The organism is Synechococcus sp. N19 (assembly GCF_900474045.1).
Classification (GTDB): Bacteria; Cyanobacteriota; Cyanobacteriia; order PCC-6307; family Cyanobiaceae; genus Parasynechococcus.
Window position 1 is genome coordinate 69,073 of record NZ_UCNR01000016.1, and the last position, 17,286, is coordinate 86,358.

At 60.6% G+C, this 17,286-nt stretch carries 28 protein-coding genes; 16 read left to right on the plus strand and 12 right to left on the minus strand.

The window, feature by feature from the left end; genetic code table 11:
• Window positions 1-34: 34 nt before the first annotated feature.
• Window positions 35-1,021, plus strand: a complete 987-nt coding sequence (locus tag DXY02_RS10380; RefSeq protein ID WP_114989277.1) for a ligase-associated DNA damage response exonuclease — start codon at window positions 35-37, stop codon at window positions 1,019-1,021.
• On the opposite strand, the gene DXY02_RS10385 is transcribed toward DXY02_RS10380, so the two are convergent.
• The gene (locus DXY02_RS10385) at window positions 1,018-1,278 is read right to left on the minus strand and encodes a hypothetical protein (protein ID WP_114989278.1); all 261 of its coding nucleotides are present in this window, start codon (window positions 1,276-1,278) and stop codon (window positions 1,018-1,020) included. The genes DXY02_RS10380 and DXY02_RS10385 overlap by 4 nt on opposite strands.
• A 119-nt stretch (window positions 1,279-1,397) precedes the next feature.
• On the opposite strand from DXY02_RS10385, the gene DXY02_RS10390 reads away from it, so the two are divergent.
• Window positions 1,398-3,053, plus strand: coding sequence for an ATP-dependent DNA ligase (locus tag DXY02_RS10390; protein ID WP_114989279.1), 1,656 nt, complete (start codon window positions 1,398-1,400; stop codon window positions 3,051-3,053).
• Window positions 3,053-5,548, plus strand: a complete 2,496-nt coding sequence (locus tag DXY02_RS10395; protein ID WP_114989280.1) for a ligase-associated DNA damage response DEXH box helicase — start codon at window positions 3,053-3,055, stop codon at window positions 5,546-5,548. The genes DXY02_RS10390 and DXY02_RS10395 overlap by 1 nt, the downstream gene beginning before the upstream one ends.
• A gap of 119 nt (window positions 5,549-5,667) precedes the next feature.
• Here the strand turns inward: DXY02_RS10395 and DXY02_RS10400 are convergent, their stop codons facing one another.
• From DXY02_RS10400 to DXY02_RS10410, 3 genes are all read right to left on the minus strand, one after another.
• Window positions 5,668-5,964, minus strand: coding sequence for a hypothetical protein (locus DXY02_RS10400; RefSeq protein ID WP_114989281.1), 297 nt, complete (start codon window positions 5,962-5,964; stop codon window positions 5,668-5,670).
• A gap of 60 nt (window positions 5,965-6,024) precedes the next feature.
• A complete protein-coding gene (locus DXY02_RS10405) occupies window positions 6,025-6,852 on the minus strand; it encodes a PfkB family carbohydrate kinase (RefSeq protein WP_114989369.1) in 828 nt (275 codons plus the stop codon).
• A gap of 316 nt (window positions 6,853-7,168) precedes the next feature.
• Entirely contained in the window at window positions 7,169-7,411 is a 243-nt protein-coding gene (locus DXY02_RS10410; RefSeq protein WP_244276266.1) for a hypothetical protein, read from the minus strand.
• 7 nt (window positions 7,412-7,418) lie between these two features.
• On the opposite strand from DXY02_RS10410, the gene DXY02_RS12965 reads away from it, so the two are divergent.
• From DXY02_RS12965 to DXY02_RS13110, 7 genes are all read left to right on the plus strand, one after another.
• Window positions 7,419-7,856 carry a hypothetical protein gene (locus DXY02_RS12965; RefSeq protein ID WP_244276267.1) on the plus strand — a complete coding sequence of 146 codons (438 nt, stop codon included), beginning with the start codon at window positions 7,419-7,421 and terminating at the stop codon, window positions 7,854-7,856.
• A 319-nt stretch (window positions 7,857-8,175) separates the two neighbouring features.
• On the plus strand, window positions 8,176-8,376 hold the full coding sequence (locus tag DXY02_RS10420) for a hypothetical protein (protein WP_244276269.1): 201 nt from the start codon (window positions 8,176-8,178) through the stop codon (window positions 8,374-8,376).
• 25 nt (window positions 8,377-8,401) lie between these two features.
• A complete protein-coding gene (locus DXY02_RS10425) occupies window positions 8,402-8,800 on the plus strand; it encodes a hypothetical protein (RefSeq protein ID WP_114989283.1) in 399 nt (132 codons plus the stop codon).
• A complete protein-coding gene (locus DXY02_RS10430) occupies window positions 8,797-9,342 on the plus strand; it encodes a DUF1543 domain-containing protein (protein ID WP_114989284.1) in 546 nt (181 codons plus the stop codon). The genes DXY02_RS10425 and DXY02_RS10430 overlap by 4 nt, the downstream gene beginning before the upstream one ends.
• Window positions 9,343-9,662: 320 nt before the next feature.
• Window positions 9,663-10,214, plus strand: coding sequence for a hypothetical protein (locus DXY02_RS12970; protein WP_244276271.1), 552 nt, complete (start codon window positions 9,663-9,665; stop codon window positions 10,212-10,214).
• A gap of 571 nt (window positions 10,215-10,785) precedes the next feature.
• A complete protein-coding gene (locus tag DXY02_RS10445; RefSeq protein ID WP_006850620.1) occupies window positions 10,786-10,980 on the plus strand; it encodes a hypothetical protein in 195 nt (64 codons plus the stop codon).
• Window positions 10,977-11,099: a hypothetical protein gene (locus DXY02_RS13110; RefSeq protein WP_006849913.1), complete on the plus strand. Its 123-nt coding sequence runs from the start codon at window positions 10,977-10,979 to the stop codon at window positions 11,097-11,099. Before DXY02_RS10445 ends, DXY02_RS13110 begins: the two co-directional genes overlap by 4 nt.
• Before the next feature lie 25 nt (window positions 11,100-11,124).
• Here DXY02_RS13110 and DXY02_RS10455 read toward each other — a convergent pair whose 3' ends face one another.
• The 6 genes from DXY02_RS10455 to DXY02_RS10480 all read right to left on the minus strand — a co-directional run bounded on the left by DXY02_RS10455 (window position 11,125) and on the right by DXY02_RS10480 (window position 13,744).
• Window positions 11,125-11,469, minus strand: a complete 345-nt coding sequence (locus DXY02_RS10455; protein WP_114989287.1) for a molecular chaperone DnaJ — start codon at window positions 11,467-11,469, stop codon at window positions 11,125-11,127.
• Window positions 11,470-11,487: 18 nt separating this feature from the next.
• On the minus strand, window positions 11,488-12,210 hold the full coding sequence (locus DXY02_RS10460; RefSeq protein ID WP_114989288.1) for an esterase: 723 nt from the start codon (window positions 12,208-12,210) through the stop codon (window positions 11,488-11,490).
• Window positions 12,192-12,374, minus strand: coding sequence for a hypothetical protein (locus DXY02_RS10465; protein WP_114989289.1), 183 nt, complete (start codon window positions 12,372-12,374; stop codon window positions 12,192-12,194). Before DXY02_RS10465 ends, DXY02_RS10460 begins: the two co-directional genes overlap by 19 nt.
• A 78-nt stretch (window positions 12,375-12,452) precedes the next feature.
• Entirely contained in the window at window positions 12,453-13,109 is a 657-nt protein-coding gene (locus DXY02_RS10470; protein WP_114989290.1) for a methyltransferase domain-containing protein, read from the minus strand.
• Between the two features lie 3 nt (window positions 13,110-13,112).
• Window positions 13,113-13,334 carry a chlorophyll a/b-binding protein gene (locus tag DXY02_RS10475; protein ID WP_114989291.1) on the minus strand — a complete coding sequence of 74 codons (222 nt, stop codon included), beginning with the start codon at window positions 13,332-13,334 and terminating at the stop codon, window positions 13,113-13,115.
• A complete protein-coding gene (locus DXY02_RS10480; protein WP_114989373.1) occupies window positions 13,331-13,744 on the minus strand; it encodes a hypothetical protein in 414 nt (137 codons plus the stop codon). The genes DXY02_RS10475 and DXY02_RS10480 overlap by 4 nt, the downstream gene beginning before the upstream one ends.
• Before the next feature lie 146 nt (window positions 13,745-13,890).
• Here DXY02_RS10480 and DXY02_RS10485 point away from each other — a divergent pair, with 146 nt between their 5' ends.
• The gene (locus DXY02_RS10485) at window positions 13,891-14,076 is read left to right on the plus strand and encodes a hypothetical protein (RefSeq protein ID WP_114989374.1); all 186 of its coding nucleotides are present in this window, start codon (window positions 13,891-13,893) and stop codon (window positions 14,074-14,076) included.
• Here the strand turns inward: DXY02_RS10485 and DXY02_RS10490 are convergent.
• Window positions 14,060-14,251 carry a hypothetical protein gene (locus tag DXY02_RS10490; protein ID WP_114989292.1) on the minus strand — a complete coding sequence of 64 codons (192 nt, stop codon included), beginning with the start codon at window positions 14,249-14,251 and terminating at the stop codon, window positions 14,060-14,062. The genes DXY02_RS10485 and DXY02_RS10490 overlap by 17 nt on opposite strands.
• Before the next feature lie 50 nt (window positions 14,252-14,301).
• Between DXY02_RS10490 and DXY02_RS10495 the strand changes: the two genes are divergently transcribed.
• The 5 genes from DXY02_RS10495 to DXY02_RS12660 are packed head-to-tail and all read left to right on the plus strand — an operon-like array spanning window position 14,302 to window position 16,418.
• Window positions 14,302-14,787, plus strand: coding sequence for a hypothetical protein (locus DXY02_RS10495; RefSeq protein WP_244276273.1), 486 nt, complete (start codon window positions 14,302-14,304; stop codon window positions 14,785-14,787).
• Complete coding sequence (locus DXY02_RS10500) at window positions 14,784-15,215, plus strand: NUDIX hydrolase (protein WP_114989293.1); 432 nt, start codon at window positions 14,784-14,786, stop codon at window positions 15,213-15,215. The genes DXY02_RS10495 and DXY02_RS10500 overlap by 4 nt, the downstream gene beginning before the upstream one ends.
• On the plus strand, window positions 15,205-15,993 hold the full coding sequence (locus DXY02_RS10505) for an ABC transporter ATP-binding protein (RefSeq protein ID WP_114989294.1): 789 nt from the start codon (window positions 15,205-15,207) through the stop codon (window positions 15,991-15,993). Before DXY02_RS10500 ends, DXY02_RS10505 begins: the two co-directional genes overlap by 11 nt.
• Before the next feature lie 55 nt (window positions 15,994-16,048).
• Window positions 16,049-16,249, plus strand: a complete 201-nt coding sequence (locus tag DXY02_RS10510; protein WP_006851769.1) for a hypothetical protein — start codon at window positions 16,049-16,051, stop codon at window positions 16,247-16,249.
• 13 nt (window positions 16,250-16,262) lie between these two features.
• Window positions 16,263-16,418, plus strand: coding sequence for a hypothetical protein (locus DXY02_RS12660; RefSeq protein WP_170950613.1), 156 nt, complete (start codon window positions 16,263-16,265; stop codon window positions 16,416-16,418).
• A 24-nt stretch (window positions 16,419-16,442) separates the two neighbouring features.
• Here the strand turns inward: DXY02_RS12660 and DXY02_RS10520 are convergent, their stop codons facing one another.
• Window positions 16,443-17,267: a metal ABC transporter permease gene (locus DXY02_RS10520; protein WP_011364450.1), complete on the minus strand. Its 825-nt coding sequence runs from the start codon at window positions 17,265-17,267 to the stop codon at window positions 16,443-16,445.
• Window positions 17,268-17,286: the final 19 nt, after the last annotated feature.

Here is a 17,286-nt window from a genome sequence, read left to right on the forward strand (position 1 = left end):
CTTTCAGACTGTTCGCAGCGATCAGTGGCGGAGCTTGATCGAACGCACACCAGAGGGGCTGTATTGCCGTGCCGCGAAGGCCTGGGTCGACCCATGGCGTCCGGTTCCCCGGGCCCTGATCACACACGCCCATGCCGACCACGCCCGCCCCGGATGCGGGGAGTACTGGGCTGTGGCCTCCAGTGAAGGGGTGCTGCGCCAGAGGCTCGGCAAAGACATCACCCTTCACCCAGTGGCCTACGGCGAAGAACACTGGCTGGGGCAATGCAAGGTGTCGTTTCACAGCGCCGGACACGTGCTCGGTTCGGCGCAGATCCGTCTGGAATCAGAGGGTGAGGTGTGGGTGGTCAGTGGGGATTACAAACGGGATGACGACCCCAGCTGCGAACCCTTTGAACCGGTGCGCTGCGATGTGTTGATCACCGAAGCCACCTTCGGAATGCCGATCTATCGCTGGCAAAGCGGTGAGCAGGTGGCCAAGGAGATCCATACCTGGTGGAGCCGTGATCACAGCAGACCATCCCTACTGTTCTGCTACGCCTTCGGCAAAGCCCAACGCTTGCTGGCTGAGCTGAAGGCCATCGGCGTGGAGGAGGAGGTGCTGCTGCACGGCGCCGTTGAAACCGTTACCCGCCAATACCGCGAGGCAGGGGTTCCGATGACCCCCAGTCGTCCCGTCAGTGAACTGCCCCGCAAGGATCCGCTCGAAGGGCGGTTGATCCTGGCGCCACCGTCGGCCCATCGCTCCAGCTGGATGCGCCGCTTCAAGTCACCCCAAACAGCCTTTGCCTCCGGCTGGATGGCCGTGCGCGGAGCCCGTCGACGGCGGGGCTACGAGCGGGGATTCGTGCTCAGTGATCACGCCGACTGGCCTGGACTGATCCAGACCGTTCGCGACTGCGGCGCCCGCAAGGTGTACGTCACCCATGGACAAAGTGATGTTCTGGCCCGTTATCTGCGGGAGGTGGAGGGTGTGGATGCGGAACCGCTGGACACCCTGTTCGAAGGGGAGTCGGACTAGAACTTGGCGATGCCGTCCGGCAGCTCGGGGAGGTTGAGGTTTGCTTCGCGACCTTCGATCGCGGCTGTGAGCGATTCGATCATCATGGCGTTGCCGCTGTCTTTCACGGCCTCGAGCGCCTTCTGAAGACGACGACGACGGTCGGATGGATCATCCGATGTGCCGGAGCCAGCCACGGGGGTGACGACGGCCGTGGCTGAGGCGGTAGCGCGCACACTGCTGAGTTGTTGCGCGAGGTTGTCCCAGAGGAGTGCCATCCGGCTAATTCAGGAATCTGTGGCTCAGATCAACACAGGTCTCCGCCGGATTTCCAGCACTGCTCACAAAATGTCTTGTCAGGATGGCGGGGCTTTCCATCCATCCCGTTCCAGCGCGCATGCGTGCCTTTCAGAACCTGTTCAATCAGTTGGATCAGGTCATGGGCACCAAGGCCAAGGTGCAAGCGCTGGTGGATCACTTTCAGGGGGTCGAACCAGGGGAGGCGGCCTGGGCGTTGACGCTGCTGCTGGGCAAGCGCCGCAGGCGCTTGATCACCGGTCGCCGACTCCGCGACATCCTGCGGGACCGCGGTGGTCTTCCGGATTGGCTGATCGACGACTGCTACGGCCAGGTAGGCGACTCAGCTGAAACCATCAGCCTGCTCTGGCCCGCTGTGCAAGAGCACGTCGAAGCAAGCGATCCGGATCTGCCCAGCGGTGATGGAGACATGCCCCTGAGCTGGTGGATGGACACCCTGCTTCCGGCCATCAGCACCAGAAGCGACGATGATCAGGCCAATGCCGTGATCTGGCTCTGGCACCGAACCCCGCTCGACCAGCACTTCATCGTCAACAAGTTGCTCACGGGGGGATTCCGTGTCGGCGTGTCGACAGGGCTGATCAGCCGGGCCATCGCCGAAGCGTTTGATCTCGAAGAAAGCCTTGTGGTGCAACGGCTGATGGGCGGCTTTGAGCCCTCCGCAGAGCGCTTCAGGCAACTCACCGCCTGCGCGACGGCGGATGAACACCGTTCAAGCGGCACCCCCTACCCCTTCTATCTCGCCAGTCCCCTGGAACCCGACCGACTGCTGGAGACATCGGCGAGGGATTGGCAACTGGAGTGGAAATGGGATGGAATCCGCGGTCAGCTGATTCATCGCGGCTCCGGCGTTTACCTCTGGAGTCGTGGAGAAGAGCTGGTCAACGAGAGCTTCCCTGAGCTTGTGGAGGTGGCCAAGGCCTTGCCATCCGGCAGCGTTCTGGACGGCGAGCTGATCTGCTGGCAACAGGACGCCGCCGCGCCGCTTGGCTTTGATCAGCTGCAACGACGGCTGGGCCGCAAAAGCGTTGGAGCAACGTTAAAACGGGATTGCCCGATGCGGTTCATCGCCTACGACTTGCTGGAACATCAGGGCGTGGACATTCGCCAGCAGGGATTACGGCAGCGCCAGCAGCAGCTGGCTGCGCTGCTGGGCGGCATCGAGCATCCCGAGTCGTGGCGGCTGAAGCAGAGCCCGTCCTGGTCGATCGACTCCTGGGAGGAACTGGAGACACAGCGCAACCAGGCCCGTCAGCACAACGCCGAAGGGTTGATGCTCAAACAGGCGGAATCGCCCTACCTGAGCGGCCGCAAACGCGGCAACTGGTGGAAACACAAGCTGGAGCCGATGACCCTCGATGCGGTACTCCTCTATGCCCAGTCCGGCAGTGGGCGTCGCGCCAACCTGTTCACCGATTACACCTTCGGCCTCTGGACCAACGCTGAAAAGCCGCAGTTGGTGACCTTCGCCAAGGCCTATTCCGGCCTCAACGATGCCGAAATCCTCGAACTGGACCGCTGGATCCGACGCAACACCCTGCAGCGCTTCGGGCCGGCACGGTCCCTGAAAACCGAGCTGGTGTTTGAAATCGGTTTTGAGGGCATCCACCCCTCAAAACGCCATAAATCCGGCATCGCCGTGCGTTTTCCGCGCATCCTGCGCTGGCGACGCGACAAACCTGCCGATGAAGCGGATTCACTCCAAACCGCGATGGCATTGATCGAGAACCGCTGATGGCAGCTTCAGAAAAGAAGGCAAAAGCGAAGGCCAAGCCAACAACCAACGACCCTCGCTTGGAGCCGATTCATGCCTGGTTCGCACGGAGGAACTGGACGCCGCTGCCGTTCCAGCAGCAGACCTGGAACGCCTATCTGTCGGGGCGGAATGGCTTGATCCAAGTGCCCACAGGGTCTGGCAAAACCTTCGCCGCCGTGATGGGACCAATCGCGCGGATGTTGGCGGAGGAGGAGCCGTTGAAGGGAATACGACTGCTCTACATCACGCCCTTGCGGGCCCTCAGCCGCGACTTGTCGCTGGCGATCCGCGAACCGATCGAAGCGATGGACTGGCCGATTCGGGTGGGCATCCGCAATGGCGACAGCAGCAGCAGCGAACGCACCAAACAGCTCAAGGCACCACCACAGATTCTGGTAACGACTCCGGAGTCCCTCGCCCTGCTGCTGAGCAACGCCAAGGCCGAAGAGCTGTTTGGCCAACTCGAAACGGTGATCCTCGATGAATGGCACGAGTTGATGGGCAGCAAACGGGGCAGCCAGACGGAGCTGTGCCTGAGCTGGTTGCGCCAGCTGCGCCCCCAGCTCCAGACCTGGGCCATCAGTGCCACCATCGGCAACCTGGACCAGGCGGCGCGCCATGCCCTGGGAACGGCAAGTGAGCCACAGCTGATCGGGGGCGCTCCTGCCCGCAGCACGGAGATTCAGAGCATCCTTCCGGAGACGATCGATGGCTTCCCCTGGGCCGGACACCTCGGGTTGCGGATGTACGAGGAGCTGGTGGCACGCCTCAATCCCGGGACCAGCACCTTGCTGTTCACCAACACACGCAATCAGTCGGAGCGGTGGCACCAGTGTCTGCGCTTTGCCTGCCCGGAAATGGAGGAGGGATTGGCCCTGCACCACAGCGCCATTGATCGCAGCGAGCGGGAAGCGATCGAAGCCTCGGTGAAAGCCGGCGGCATTCGTTGGGTGGTCTGCACCAGCTCCCTGGACCTCGGGGTGGACTTCCAACCCGTGGAACAGGTGGTGCAGATCGGCAGTCCGAAGAATCTGGCGCGGCTGCTGCAGCGGGCGGGGCGGTCAGCGCACTTACCCGGCGGAACATCCCAGGTGCTGTTCATGCCCACCAATGCGCTTGAACTGCTCGAGCTCAGTGCAGTGCGTCGGGGACTGGCGGAGGGGCTGGTGGAACAACGCAAACCGCCGAAAGCCCCTCTGGATGTGCTGCTGCAGCACCTCACGGGGTTGGCCTGCGGCCCTGGCTTCCATCCGGAACAGACCTTGCAGGCCGTGCGCAGCTGTGCGGCCTACGTAGAGCTGAGCCAGGAGGATTGGGACTGGTGCATGCTGTTTCTGGAGCAGGGCGGAGACTGCCTCGGGGCCTACCCCCGCTACCGCAAGCTCGAGTGGGAGGACACAAGCCAGCGCTACCGGGTTCGCGAGAAAGCCATCGCCCGGCTGCACCGTCTCAACGTTGGAACGATCACCGCCGCACCAGCGATCACCGTGCGCTTTGTTCGTGGTGCCGTGCTCGGCCACGTAGAGGAGACCTTCATCAGCCAGCTGAAGCCGAAGGATGTGTTCTTCTTCTCCGGCCGCCAGCTGGAATTCGTGCGGCTGCGCGACATGACCGCCTACGTGAAGGTGAGCACCAAGAAAACGCGCACGGTGCCTGCCTGGGCTGGGGGGCATATGGCTCTCTCCGATCTGCTGACTCATCACCTGCGTCTTGAGGTGGACCGCGCCAGCCGTGGTGATCTCGACAACGCTGAACTTCAGGCTCTGAAGCCCCTGTTTGATCGGCAACAGGACATCTCGGTGTTGCCGACGGTGGGACAGCTGCTGATTGAGACCTGTCGCACCCGGGAAGGCACACATCTGTATGCCTACCCCTTTGAAGGGCGGTTCGTGCATGAGGGCATCGGCTTCCTCTGGGCGTCGCGGCTCACCCGTCTGGAGCGGGGCACGATCACGGTGTCGGTGAACGACTACGGCTTTGAGCTGTTGGCGCCGAAGAGCTACCCCATGGCGGAGTTGCTGGAAGACCACATCGATCTGCTGCTCGATCGCCAAAAGCTGGAGCGGGATCTGAAGAACGCACTGAATCTTTCCGAGCTGCAACGGCGACGCTTCCGCGCCATCGCCCAGATCGCAGGCCTGATGAACCGGGGATTCCCTGGATCGAGCAAAAGCACCGGTCAGCTTCAGATCAGTGCATCGCTGCTGTTCGATGTGTTCAGCCGCCATGAGCCGAACAACCGCTTGCTGCTGCAGGCGCAGCAGGAGGTGCTCGATGACCAGTTGGAAATCTCACGCCTGGAGGCGGCCTTGGAGCGCGCTGCAAGCCAGGAATGGCTGCACGTTGAAACTGCGCGGCCCAGCCCATTGGCCTTTCCACTGTTGGTGGAACGGCTGAACAACAGGATGAGCAATGAATCCGTTTTGGAGCGGGTTCAACGGATGAAGGACGAGGCGATCAGGCGCGAGGGGTAGCGATCACTGCAAGCCCCACCAAGAGCGGGTGGCACTGAGGCCATAGATACCCAGGCGAGGAGACCGGAAACCCTGACGTCGATCTGATCAGAAGCTGAGTGTTCTGGCCTCAACCCGCCTCAGTTGTGTTGACGCGATTTCTTCACTGCGAGCCCAGCCTCTACTGCTGTTCCAGCTGCGAGAGCAACGAGCCCAAGAAAGCCAATCCATTGGTTTTGGATTTCTTCAGCAGCCTCAGCCCCATGTCCCAGCACTCCACCCAGCACGAACCAGGTCGTCGCCAAAGCAGATGTAATCCAGTACGCCTTCCAGCAGCGCTGGTAGAGGTAGCCGGCACCCAAGCTCGGAACCACTTTCAACGTGACGGCAACCCAGCCTGCCGATGCGGCAAGGATCTCTCTTTTGGTGGGCGCCATAACAAAAGATGTTTCAGTGCATTTTTGTCGATAAAGAGAGCCATCGCGCGTGGCGGGCACTCATCCATAGGGCCCAAATCGCGTCGCACAGGCGGCACCACACTGGGCACCCAAAGCGATGGCCTCCGCCAGGGGCCATCGCGCCGCAAGACCCGTGACCACGCCTGCCGCAAAGCTGTCGCCGCAGCCATAGCTCTCAACCAAGGGCCCCGGAAGGGGTGATGGGTCATAGCGGCCGCCTGGATGACTAACACCGCCTGCGGCACCTTCGGTGCAAATCACTGTGTGGGGGGCTGGGTTCAACTGCCCCGACTCGACCCGTTCACCCGGATCAAGGCCACTGCCAATCAAGGCATCGAGGGGCACACCGGCCTGCTGAAGCACGGGCAAACGAACGCGCGGGGTCGCCGCCAAAACTGCAGCAGAACGGCAGGCTTTCAACAAAGGAGCATCAGCGGCCGTGACGAACAGGCCGTCGCATTCGCCAAGGGCGTTCCAGGGAAGGTCGTCATCCAGTGATGGGGTCAGCCGCTCGCCGATCACCGTGATCGCCCGATCCCCCTCACCATCAACCATGCTCACGCCACGACGGGTTGGCACCTCCCTCCAGGCGACATGAACCTCAAGGCCCAGATCCTCTAGTCGCTTGACGCAGGCTTCACCAACCGAATCGCGACCTAAAGCCGTAAAGAACTGGACGGGTTGCTGCTGCAACCGTGCCATCTGCACCGCAACGACGGCTCCACCACCAGCAGGTTCCTGCAGAGTCCGCAAGGCATGACCAATGGCCCCGGGGCGGGGCAACTGATCCACCGCCAGAAATTCCACCCATTCGACGTGACCCACAACGGCCAAGCGCAGGGGCGGCAGGGCTGAGCCGGAAGACAAGGGCCGTAGAAGCTGCTGGGCCCCATCTTCTCTGCAGGAACGGCTCAACAACACAATGGGCGCGGATGGAGAACGAGGCACTCAGATCCGATATTTATCATTTGCATGAGTTTTTCTCTTGCTGTATTTGATGAGTTGAACCTCTATATTTACAGCATCTTGTGCACTCTTGGGATTCACATCTTCAGGTCGATTTATTATTGGGCCGATTGCAGTTCTTCGAATACCCGAATAATATGGAGCTCAATCAAGCCACATAAAAGCCCCGCCTGAGCAGCGGGGATATTCAAACCACATTCTTTGAAGGATTCTTCAATTAACGCGGTGAACCGTTGTAGACAACATCAACAATCGAAGCTCCGTCTCGAGAGACAAGAATTTCAGTTTCAACAGTGGGTTGACCACCAGCCTCTTGCCAGCCTGGAGAGCCACCATCAAACACGAACAGGTAGCCATCGCTTGCATTCTTCAAGCAGTTGCCACCTCCCTTACCGGTGGCATACATGCATTTCGAAGCTCTGTAGTTGTTGAGTCCACCGTTGATGGACTCAGCTTGCATCCTGGCGGTGTTCAGCGCACGGACGTTTTCTTTCGAAACCTTTTGGGCAAAAGCGGGGGACACCAGCAGTGCACTCACCTGGAATCCCGTCGACAGACTGACAACTTTTTTCAAGATGAATCAATTGGAGGGACTTCCACTGCCTAGCAACGTGTCACCCGATGAACAGCCACCCAAAAAAGGTTTGTTCGTTTCGGACCAACAGGCGCGCCTTAAACTCCAGCAACACACGCGAACAGCAACGTTGGCCAAGCTCGGGGAGATCAAACTCAAACAGATTCCGCAACTGAACACGGCCAACAGCTCACCCTTGATTCGGAAACACAAAGAGGTTCTGAATCTGATGATGAGAATGCTTTCCCTCGATACCTACGGGCTCACCTGGGCCCAGTTCATCAAGGGGTTTGGTTGCGGTGCTTTGGCCGTTTGGCTGCTCATGCGCTGATCTCAGCCATGACGCACGGGCCGTCCACCCCGTCGCAGCGACTCCAACATTCCCTTTTCCAAGGCCGTCAGTTTTGGTGCCGGCTCGTTCAATGCAGATTCCGCCCGTGTCTTGGCTGCGGCAATGAAGCGATCCGTTTTATCTCCAGAATCAAAAGCCACGGTTCCTCAGCAAGAACCACCAAAGGTATGGATCAGCACCTGTTGAGGCTCAGGACTTAAGAAAGATGCCTGAACTCAACAGATGTGGGGGTGAGCTCCACGCAGCCATTCCCTCGATCGCAGAATCGTTGCTATCGGTTGGAGGTTGCAGCAACCCGATGAGCCGTTACCCCGTCTTCTTTTGCGCTCCAGCGGCCGTTGACGCTGGCTTCAAGCCTGTCGAAGCGGCGGATGCCTACGAGGCTGAGCAGATCGTGCAGCGCGAGCACCCCGGCGCAGTCACGGCATCTCTGAGCGAACGGGTGACCAACGAAGAGGAAATCCGCCGGTTATTTGTGGCCTGGCTCGAAAAAGTCTGAACACCTGGAGCCACCAAAGGGGTGCATGGAACGCAATCCGTTGTCGGTCACGCCCCCCAGCTGGCTGGACATCGACCCCGACAGCTACAAGCGGCTGCTGAACCGCACGGCGGTGACGATCACCAAGCGCGCCAGGAAGCGAGGGGCGACGTATCAGGTGAGGGAGGCCATCGATGCCATCCATGCAGCCTTTCAGCGTTGTGACGGCACCGATCCCTACGACGGACTGCCGCTGGGCAATCGCCTTCATGATGGAAGCCGCAGTCCGACCGTCTCCCCGGTGAGCAGCAGCACCACCGCAACCTTTGAGATTCTCAGCCTGCAGACCAAGGAAGCCAAAGGGGAGAGGAACGGCGAGGAGTTCATCGCCCACTGCCGTGCCGTCGTCGCCCATGCCGACGCGTCATCACAGGCCCAGCGATGAGCAGCGCCAAGAAGCTGTTCCTGGTGGTGCTGGGGGGCCGTTGCAAGGGCTGCCATGTGGAGCAACACGATGTTCGCTGGGTCGTGGGCGAGACCATCGACGCAACGCTGCCGGCGCTGCGGCAGGAATGGATCGGCCTCCGCCGTGGCTTGCACATCGACAGCTACCGCTGCATCGACCATGTCGATGGCTATCGCGTTGAGGTTGTTGAGGAAGCGCAGGATCCATCCAGTGTTGACGGTCCGCAGCTGTGGTTCGTCAACCTTGGCGCCTATGACCCCACCTCGATGGCAGAACAGCATGCCTTCGGGGTGATCGTGGCCCGTTCTTCAGCCTCCGCCAAGGCGCGGGCACGGCAGCGTTGGCTGAACGGACAGGAGCAGGTGCACAAGGACGATCTTCACCCTGTCGAAATGGACAGCGCGCTCGATGATCTGCTGCCGATTCACGGCAATGGCCAGTGGCACTTGAAACTGATCACGATTGGCCAAGTTGACGACAACCCAGCCCATCCTGATTGGTACGGCTACTGGAATATCTGACCACAGAACCAACACGGCTCAGCTACAACGAACCACCACGTTGAGGATGTGTCGTGCTGATCCTGATCCTCCTCGTGCTGACGGGCTCCTACGCCGGACTGTGGGCCCTGCGTTTCGTGCTCGAACAGCGCACAGACACCGAATAGGGAATCACGACCTCAAGACGCATCCAGTCACATCTGGCCGAGATGCTGTCACGTTCACCAGGCAAAGCCGGAATACGTTTTCATCAGTCCATCGACGCCCCATGTCGCTTGTTCAACGTCTTGGCATCGCTGCGTTCGTGGTGGTCATCACCGGTGTCGGCCTGAGTCCTGCGGTTGAAGCCCATAGCGCTCATCACCACCATCACCACCACTCCCGCAAAACAAAAAAAAGAAGGCCTACAACAGGGGTTACAAGCATGGCTACAGAAGGGCCATCGAAAACAGCTACCGCCCCCACTACCGCACGCACCACCGCAGCTATTCCCCGCTGTACGGCCCAATGGTTTCACCGATGCCCCGGCGCGTCATCGTCACACCAACGCCTTGGATGGTTCCGGTTCACCCGCATCACCACGGCACCCGCTTCCATGTTGGGCACGGGTTCCATCTCTAGACACCCCGTCATCCTCCATGTCTGATCGAATCAGCAAAGACGCCAGCGAGGCCTGGCGCGACCATGTGCTGAAGCAGGTGGTGGATTACCTGGAAAGAAATCGCGATGAAATCATCGATGACTTCGAAGCGGAGAACGCTCACAACTTGAATCGGAAAGACATCGAACAATCCGATCTTCTCGATTTCGATGTTTCAGTCACGCTGCATCGCGATCAATCATCATCCTTTGGCCTTGGATTCGGTTTTTTCAAGGCCAACATGATTCGCTGAATCAACCTGCAGGCTTCCAGATCACCTCGGGATCCTGACGTTGCAGGGTTTGTTCAGCAAGCTTGAGGTAATAAAAATAGCTCTGTCTGTCTTCCGATTCAGCAGCTTTGTTCATCAAGTGCAGATAACTGAGACGCTGATCGCTGTTCATGCATGGGCTGGAAGAGAAACAAACAATCACCTCAGCTGGCCTTCATTTTCGGTATCGGAGCGAACAGCCGAAACAATTCTAGGTATCGCAGGAGCACTTTTTTATCTTTTCTTTTGAAACTCTGGCCATAAAACCCGTCCTCACGATGCAATCAACAGGGCTGGAAATTCGTCGTGACAGGCGGACCACCTCCAGGAGGAACAACACAGCCTGGATCGGATGAGCCTGTGTTCTGCTCGGGCAACGCAGGAGATTGGCCAGGCCCTCCCGGCGATGCCGGGCCCAAGTCAATCTTGCCGGGCCGGATCAGTTGGGACGTGACGTTGAACGCCAACCCGCCGAGCAAGCCAAGCCCCATCGAGGCTGAAAAAGCAACAAGAATTTGACGCTGACGGTTGTTCATCCCACTGCTCGATCCCGATGAAGGTTGATTGGCCGCGAGCTCTGGCCTCAATCTCAGTGAATAACGGTGATTTGACAGATCAAAACAGACCGCCGGATGATCCGCTTGCTGCAACCGGAACGATCGAAACACAGTCTCTGCTGACGCTGCTGACGCCCTTCCTCGTATTCGGGGCCTTGTTTGTGGTGCTCCTGCTGGTCTGGGACCGATGACAGCCCCGGTGGCGGGACTGTTCTGGACGCCATACGCCGATTGGATCTACACCGTGGTCAGCCTGAGTGGCTTGATGCTGATCACCTGGCTGGTGCTGGGCCGCAGCAGCGGCAGCTGACGCCCTGGGACGCACGTCAGGGCCGTCAAGCAGCAAGCATCTCCATCTCGGGCTCAAGCAGCACATCGCGGGCGGTGTTGAACCGTGTCATCACCTCAGGGTCGCCCCCTTTATCGGGATGATGTTGAACAGCCAGAAGCTTGTGAGCCCGCTTCACCTGGGCAACGGTTAACCGCCCAGTGAGCGGCAGGCCAAGGCACTGCCTGGCCTGAATCGCCTCGAGGCCGGGGTCGCGCCCCATTGGGCATTGATCACGGCGATGGTTTGACGTTCCCGGCTTGCGCTTCTTGCTGGATTTGCGTTTGGCCGACGTGGCTTGACCCCCAAACCCTTTCGTTTCCTGCACAAGCTGATCGCCGAAGGAGGCCACAATGCCTGATCGCCTGGTTCAGTCTCCGAGCTGCGACCACCAGCGCTCGATGCGATCGGTGGAGCCGTACCAGCTTTGGCCGAACAATCCGCCGTGGGCCGTATCAGCCAGCTCAATCGAACGGGCATCCCGCAGCAGGGCTGATGGAAGGGGAACCAGACCGTCTCCCTGCAGATCCGGGTCGCCCATGATCTGGCGATAGCTGCGGGCAGCGCTGCGGCGCGAAAAATTGGATGCATTCGCTCCCAACGGATCAAGCCGACCCGCAACCGCGACGTAGTCCACCCGATCGGCTTCAGGGCAACCCGGAAACTCACGATCCACGCGAGCCCGCAGCGGTGTGGCACGCAGGGCCTGATGGGGACTGCCGAGCGTGATCAGACGATTGCACCGGGCTACACCGTTGAAACGGCGTCCTAGAAAGGTCTGATCAGCCAGATAGGGCCGCAACATCACCCCGCCGGAGCTGTGACCAATCAACGTGACGCGCCCTGTAGGCGACTGACTTTGAAGTTCACACACAGCGGCATCAACGCGATCAAGCAGGCGACGCCAACCGAAACCCCAGCTGGTGGCCAGCCAATCCAATTTGGACGCAGGCACGATGCGCACCGCAGCGCCGGTGGCCTGATCAATCCAATCAGCGAGGGGGCGATAGGCCTCCTGCGTGATCAGAAAGCCACCAAAGATGACGACGGGCTGGGTGAGGCGAGACGTGCTGCTCACCGGATCAACGCACATTGCGGAGCCTTGATCAGGTCGTAGCCCCGCCGAATGCGGCTTCCACCAGGTTCAAGAACCGTGCTCAGCTGCTGATCCTCAGACAAAGCCTCAAGAACCACCTGCTGACCGATCAACACAATCCTGAAGCGCCAGGGGAGAAGACCCGGAAGGGTGAAGCTCATGGAGATCCTGGTTCTCGCCTCACGCTGCCGCAATTCAGGACAACGTCCATCCCTGCAAGGCAAAGGAAAGTCGAGGAATCAGTAGAGAGGTTTCTCGGCCACGACGGCAAAGAAAGGATCTCCCTTGCCGCCGAACAAGCCCATCACACCTTCGGCGCGAGTGTCTTCGGCAACGATCTCCGGCTGGGGCCAGCCCTGGGCCATCAACACCTCAGCGACATAACGCAGGTGATCACCGTCATCACCATCGGTCCAGACCTGGGGAGCCTTGGTGAAGAACATTCGATTGGAAAACGCCACGATCACCTGGCCCCGGGGGCGGGTGATCCGCCACAGCTCAGCGGCGATCGGCTCGGGCTGTTGCAGGTACTGCCAACCGGCCACGATCAAGGTGGCATCGATCGATGCATCCTCAACCGGAAGGGTTTGGTCGCGGTTGAGGTTCTGAACCCAGTGCCGATCCAATCGGGGGTTGGCACTTAGCTCCTCAGCATTGAGGCCATGGCCGATGACGTTGTCGTAACTGACGTCGTCAGGCAGGTGGCTCACCCAACTGCTCATCAGATCCAGCACCTGGGCACAGGGAGGAATGCGCTCGCGGTAGAGGGCGGTCAGCCGAGCACGAAAACCCGCATCCAGATGGTGAACGAAACGCGGCTCGCTGTAGAAGATCGCGTCGTCGTTGGCATCCAACTTGAAGCGTTGGGAGTCCTTCAGAACAGGAACAACCGTCATCAATCAACCCAGCTGCAAGTACCAGCGCAGAGCTGCACCAAGCTGACCCGCGATTCCCAAGCCCGTGGCCTTTTCAAGCACCACAGCAGCCAAGAAACCGAGCATGGCCACCCGGCCATTGAGCCGCTCCACATCGGACAGGGCAGACCGGTTCCAGGGGCGTGCTGTGGTGAGCGACTCGCCGAAGCGTTCCGGTTCCTCGTAACGAAAAGCAGGCCGACTCATCGCAATGCGCAGATCCAGCGGACCTTAACCACGGTTCCATCGCGACCGGGGTAGACGGTCCAGGCACCATCGGCCTGGCGTTGCTCCAGCTGCCCTTTGGCACAGTTGGCACGCATCGGCAGAACCCGTTGGGTCCACCGGTCCTGGCCAGCGCGCTGAATCAGCAGGCCTGCTTCCACCTCAACGGAACCGTCCACGCTCTGGGGGGCCCGGATGTATTCAGCCGCCTTGATCGCGGGGGTGTCGAGGGCTTCCATGAAGATCCAGCCGTCGCCCGGCAGCAGATCGCCGCGGCGGGATTGCCAAACCGCCGGCTCCTGCATCGGCTGCCATTCCGCCTGAACAGGCCCTGCGATCAGGGACAGGAATGACGCGAGAGCAACGTTGAAGGCCAGAGCAGGGGAGGCCATGGGCAGCGGGATGCGGGCAGAGAGGTGAGACGGACTGTCGGTCGCTTCAAACAGCTTTACGAAGCGTTGAAACGCAAACATGAATGAATGGTTATGGAATTCCTCAGGGCAGGAGTGCCAGCTTGAAACCACTGCTTCATCAGTCCATGGCCAGCATTGCTCAGGGACGGGCTGCCTACACCGTCCGACACAAGACATCCAATGGAGAAAAGCTGGAATCCTGCTTCTACGCCACCGATGCCTTTGAGGCCCGTCTGCTGGCCATGGAGTTCAACGCCTATATCCGACAGCACCCGAACTGCATCGATTCGATTCTCAGGACGGAGGCTTGAGCGGCGCCCGGCGACGCTCCACCTGAACGAAGACCAGCCAGGCCAAGCTGGCGAGCCCCCCTCCGATCCAATCACTGCGCAGCAGTTCCACCAGGGCAACGGTGCTGGCCCCGATGCGCAGTCCCCGTAGAAGCAGGTCCGTTATGGGAGGTGTCCGGCGCTTGTCGCGCTGCATGGGCCGACTCCGAAAAGATGGGGGTGTTGCAGAGCCCCATGATCTCAGCCTTGCCTGGTTCTCCTGCCGCAGCTCTTCTGGCGAGGGAAGACCAGAGCCGCCGTGAGGGCAGCGGCATTCAGATCGAGCAGCTGTCGGGCTGCTGGATGTTGCAGCAGACCTGGACGCGCAGCGGGGATCCACCGGCGCCCGGCACCGCAACGCTGCTGCGTTGGCTGCAGGCCAGCCTGACCTTGAGCCACGGCGACCAGGGCCTGAGCATCGTGAATCAGGTCTGCCTGGCCGGTTTCCGGTTGCGGTTCAGCGGCCAGGCCCAGCTGAAGGGTTCCAGACCACTGCTGATGTTCAGCTTCACGTCGTTGGAGCTGAGCTGGTCCGATCAGGTGCTGCTGCAGCGAAGCCTGCCGTCACCGGAACCCCAACGCTTGCCCTTCTTTGCCCTGATTGAACTGAACGAGCAGCAGGGAAAACTCACAGCGCGGGGGCGGGGCGGTGGACTGGCCCAGTGGTCCCGCAAGACACCGGAGGCGTCATGAAGCCCGCCGTCGCCCTGGCCATGCTCGAGCGGGAAGGCCGATGGCTGCTCCAACTGCGCGACGACATCGACTCGATCATTTATCCGGGCCACTGGGGGTTGTTTGGCGGCCATCTCGATCCGGGAGAAACAGCCAGCGAAGCCGTGCACCGCGAATTGCAGGAAGAGATCGATTGGTCACCCAGCGTGCCGCTCGAACCATGGTTCAGCGATGACAGCGGCAACCGGGTGGCCCACGTGTTCCGCGGAACGCTCAGCGTGCCCGTGAGCCAACTGCAGTTGAAGGAGGGCCAGGAGATGAAGTTGGTCCCTCTCAGTGATCTGGTGCGTGACGCCATCTGGAGTGACCGGCAGCAGGAGCTCCGGCCTGTCGCTCCGCGCCTGTCGATCGTGATCGATCGGTTGCTGAAGGAGGGCCATGACCACTGAAACCTGGCTCGATCTCCGCAATGTGGAGGCATGGCTGGGCGATCGCCCAGTGCTGCACAAGCTCAACCTGCAACTGAAACTGCGGCAGTCCACAACGGTGTTGGGGCCCAATGGCGCAGGCAAAAGCAGCCTGGTGAAACTGATCGACCGCAGCCTGTATCCCATCGTTCGCCCCGACGCTCATCTGCGGTTGTTTGGCAGCGAGACGGTGAACCTCTGGGCGCTGCGCAGCCGCCTTGGGGTGGTGTCGAGCGACATGGAACAGCGGCTTCATCCCAAAACAGCTGTTGAAGAGGCGGTGGTGAGCAATTTTTTTGGGGCCACCCGACTGGGCCGGGATCAGAAGCCCAGCGCGCGGCAATGGGAGCAGGCGCGGGATCTGCTCGATCAACTGCACCTCCACAGCATCCGCGAACGCTGCTGCGGAGAGCTGTCGGACGGACAGCGGCGCCGCCTGTTGATCGCTCGCGCCCTGGTTCACCAACCCGAGGTGCTGGTGCTGGATGAGCCGAGCCGTGCCCTCGACCTCCAGGCCTGCCATCAGTTGCTGGCGATCCTGCGGCGCTTGATCCAGGCGGGAACCACCGTGGTGCAGGTCACCCATCGGGTGGACACGATCGTTCCGGAGATGGAACGGGTGCTGTTTCTGGCAGAGGGACGTCTTGTTGGGGATGGAAGCCCACGGGAGATGCTGCGGCCCGCCGAACTGAGTGAACTGTTCAACACCCCGCTCAACGTGGTGGAAGCCCATGGCTTTCGCCAGGTTCTTCCGGGGTAGATCGGTAGGCAGCACCCTGCTCTGCTAGGGATGAGGGCCAGACCACGCAATCGCCATGGCAACGGCAGAACAGAAAAAGACCATCACCAAGAAGCGCCTGCAGGAGCTGCGCAACCAGTGCCGTGACCACTACAACGTGGTGGCCGATGGTGTTCTGCCCGATGGTGCCGATGTGCGCGTCACCATGGGCAAGCTCCAGGAGCTGATCGAACTGCTGGATGGCAAAGCCAAGTGGGATGACAGCGAAGCCTCCTGAGGCGTTCCAGAACATGCGGGACGATCTTGATTACCGCGAGCCGTGGGACCAGGACGGTTCCAAGCAAACGGCATCTGATCAGGGTCGTTCCGCCAAGGACTTTCACTTTCGAGAAGCAGGCGTTCAGCGCTTCAACGACACCTACGACTGGGACGACGACGAGCGCTGATCCACTGATCCACGCATCAACTGGTCAGAGACGCCGCAGCACCCCCTGCCCAGGTGCAAGAAGGAAGGCGAGCACGAATTGCGCGGTTTGCGCCAGCACGATGCAACCGGCGGTGGAGCTGTCGGTCCAGTAGCTGATGAACACCCCCAGCACACTGGAGAGCACGCTGCTGGTGACGGCCAGCAGCGTCATCCGGTCGAACCGATCGGTGAGCAGATAGGCCGTGGCACCGGGGGTGACGAGCATCGACACCACCAGGATGATTCCCACGGTCTGCAGACCGGCAACGGCGGCCAGGGAGAGGAGTCCCAACAGCATGTAGTGCAGGAGGCCGGTGTTGATCCCGATCGATCGGGCGTGGGTGGGATCGAAGCAGAAGAGCATCAGGTCCCGCCGGAACAGCAGCAGCAGCACCAGCACCAGCACCGAAATCACCAGGGTCTGCTGCACATCCCCCGCTGAGATCCCCAGCACATTGCCGAAGAGGATGTGGGTGAGATCGATGTTGCTGCGCGTCTTGGAGACGAGCACGAGCCCCAGAGCGAAGAAACCGGTGAAGACAAGCCCGATGACGGTGTCTTCCTTCACCCTCGACTTCTGCTTCACAAAGCCGATGGCGGCAACGGAGCCCACACCGAAGACGAACGCCCCCAGGGAGAAGGGAAGGCCCAGGGCATAGGCAACCACCACGCCAGGGAGGACCGCATGGGAGACGGCATCACCCATCAACGCCCATCCCTTCAGGGTCATGAAGCAGGACAACAGCCCGCAAACACCCCCAACCAGGGCACTGATCATCAACGCCTTCACCATGAAGGCGTGACTGAGGGGTTCCAGCAAAAGCTCCATCGGACCAGTATGGGCGCGC

Bases quoted from the DNA above. Each gene is read 5' to 3' on its own strand.
- DXY02_RS10385 (WP_114989278.1), bottom strand. From the start codon at position 1,278: ATGGCACTCCTCTGGGACAACCTCGCGCAACAACTCAGCAGTGTGCGC.
- DXY02_RS10390 (WP_114989279.1), top strand. From the start codon at position 1,398: ATGCGTGCCTTTCAGAACCTGTTCAATCAGTTGGATCAGGTCATGGGC.
- DXY02_RS10395 (WP_114989280.1), top strand. From the start codon at position 3,053: ATGGCAGCTTCAGAAAAGAAGGCAAAAGCGAAGGCCAAGCCAACAACC.
- DXY02_RS10400 (WP_114989281.1), bottom strand. From the start codon at position 5,964: ATGGCGCCCACCAAAAGAGAGATCCTTGCCGCATCGGCAGGCTGGGTT.
- DXY02_RS10410 (WP_244276266.1), bottom strand. From the start codon at position 7,411: ATGCAAGCTGAGTCCATCAACGGTGGACTCAACAACTACAGAGCTTCG.
- DXY02_RS10420 (WP_244276269.1), top strand. From the start codon at position 8,176: ATGAGCCGTTACCCCGTCTTCTTTTGCGCTCCAGCGGCCGTTGACGCT.
- DXY02_RS10425 (WP_114989283.1), top strand. From the start codon at position 8,402: ATGGAACGCAATCCGTTGTCGGTCACGCCCCCCAGCTGGCTGGACATC.
- DXY02_RS10430 (WP_114989284.1), top strand. From the start codon at position 8,797: ATGAGCAGCGCCAAGAAGCTGTTCCTGGTGGTGCTGGGGGGCCGTTGC.
- DXY02_RS10445 (WP_006850620.1), top strand. From the start codon at position 10,786: ATGAAGGTTGATTGGCCGCGAGCTCTGGCCTCAATCTCAGTGAATAAC.
- DXY02_RS13110 (WP_006849913.1), top strand. From the start codon at position 10,977: ATGACAGCCCCGGTGGCGGGACTGTTCTGGACGCCATACGCCGATTGG.
- DXY02_RS10460 (WP_114989288.1), bottom strand. From the start codon at position 12,210: ATGTGCGTTGATCCGGTGAGCAGCACGTCTCGCCTCACCCAGCCCGTC.
- DXY02_RS10465 (WP_114989289.1), bottom strand. From the start codon at position 12,374: ATGAGCTTCACCCTTCCGGGTCTTCTCCCCTGGCGCTTCAGGATTGTG.
- DXY02_RS10470 (WP_114989290.1), bottom strand. From the start codon at position 13,109: ATGACGGTTGTTCCTGTTCTGAAGGACTCCCAACGCTTCAAGTTGGAT.
- DXY02_RS10475 (WP_114989291.1), bottom strand. From the start codon at position 13,334: ATGAGTCGGCCTGCTTTTCGTTACGAGGAACCGGAACGCTTCGGCGAG.
- DXY02_RS10480 (WP_114989373.1), bottom strand. From the start codon at position 13,744: ATGGCCTCCCCTGCTCTGGCCTTCAACGTTGCTCTCGCGTCATTCCTG.
- DXY02_RS10485 (WP_114989374.1), top strand. From the start codon at position 13,891: ATGGCCAGCATTGCTCAGGGACGGGCTGCCTACACCGTCCGACACAAG.
- DXY02_RS10490 (WP_114989292.1), bottom strand. From the start codon at position 14,251: ATGCAGCGCGACAAGCGCCGGACACCTCCCATAACGGACCTGCTTCTA.
- DXY02_RS10500 (WP_114989293.1), top strand. From the start codon at position 14,784: ATGAAGCCCGCCGTCGCCCTGGCCATGCTCGAGCGGGAAGGCCGATGG.
- DXY02_RS10505 (WP_114989294.1), top strand. From the start codon at position 15,205: ATGACCACTGAAACCTGGCTCGATCTCCGCAATGTGGAGGCATGGCTG.
- DXY02_RS10510 (WP_006851769.1), top strand. From the start codon at position 16,049: ATGGCAACGGCAGAACAGAAAAAGACCATCACCAAGAAGCGCCTGCAG.
- DXY02_RS12660 (WP_170950613.1), top strand. From the start codon at position 16,263: ATGCGGGACGATCTTGATTACCGCGAGCCGTGGGACCAGGACGGTTCC.
- DXY02_RS10520 (WP_011364450.1), bottom strand. From the start codon at position 17,267: ATGGAGCTTTTGCTGGAACCCCTCAGTCACGCCTTCATGGTGAAGGCG.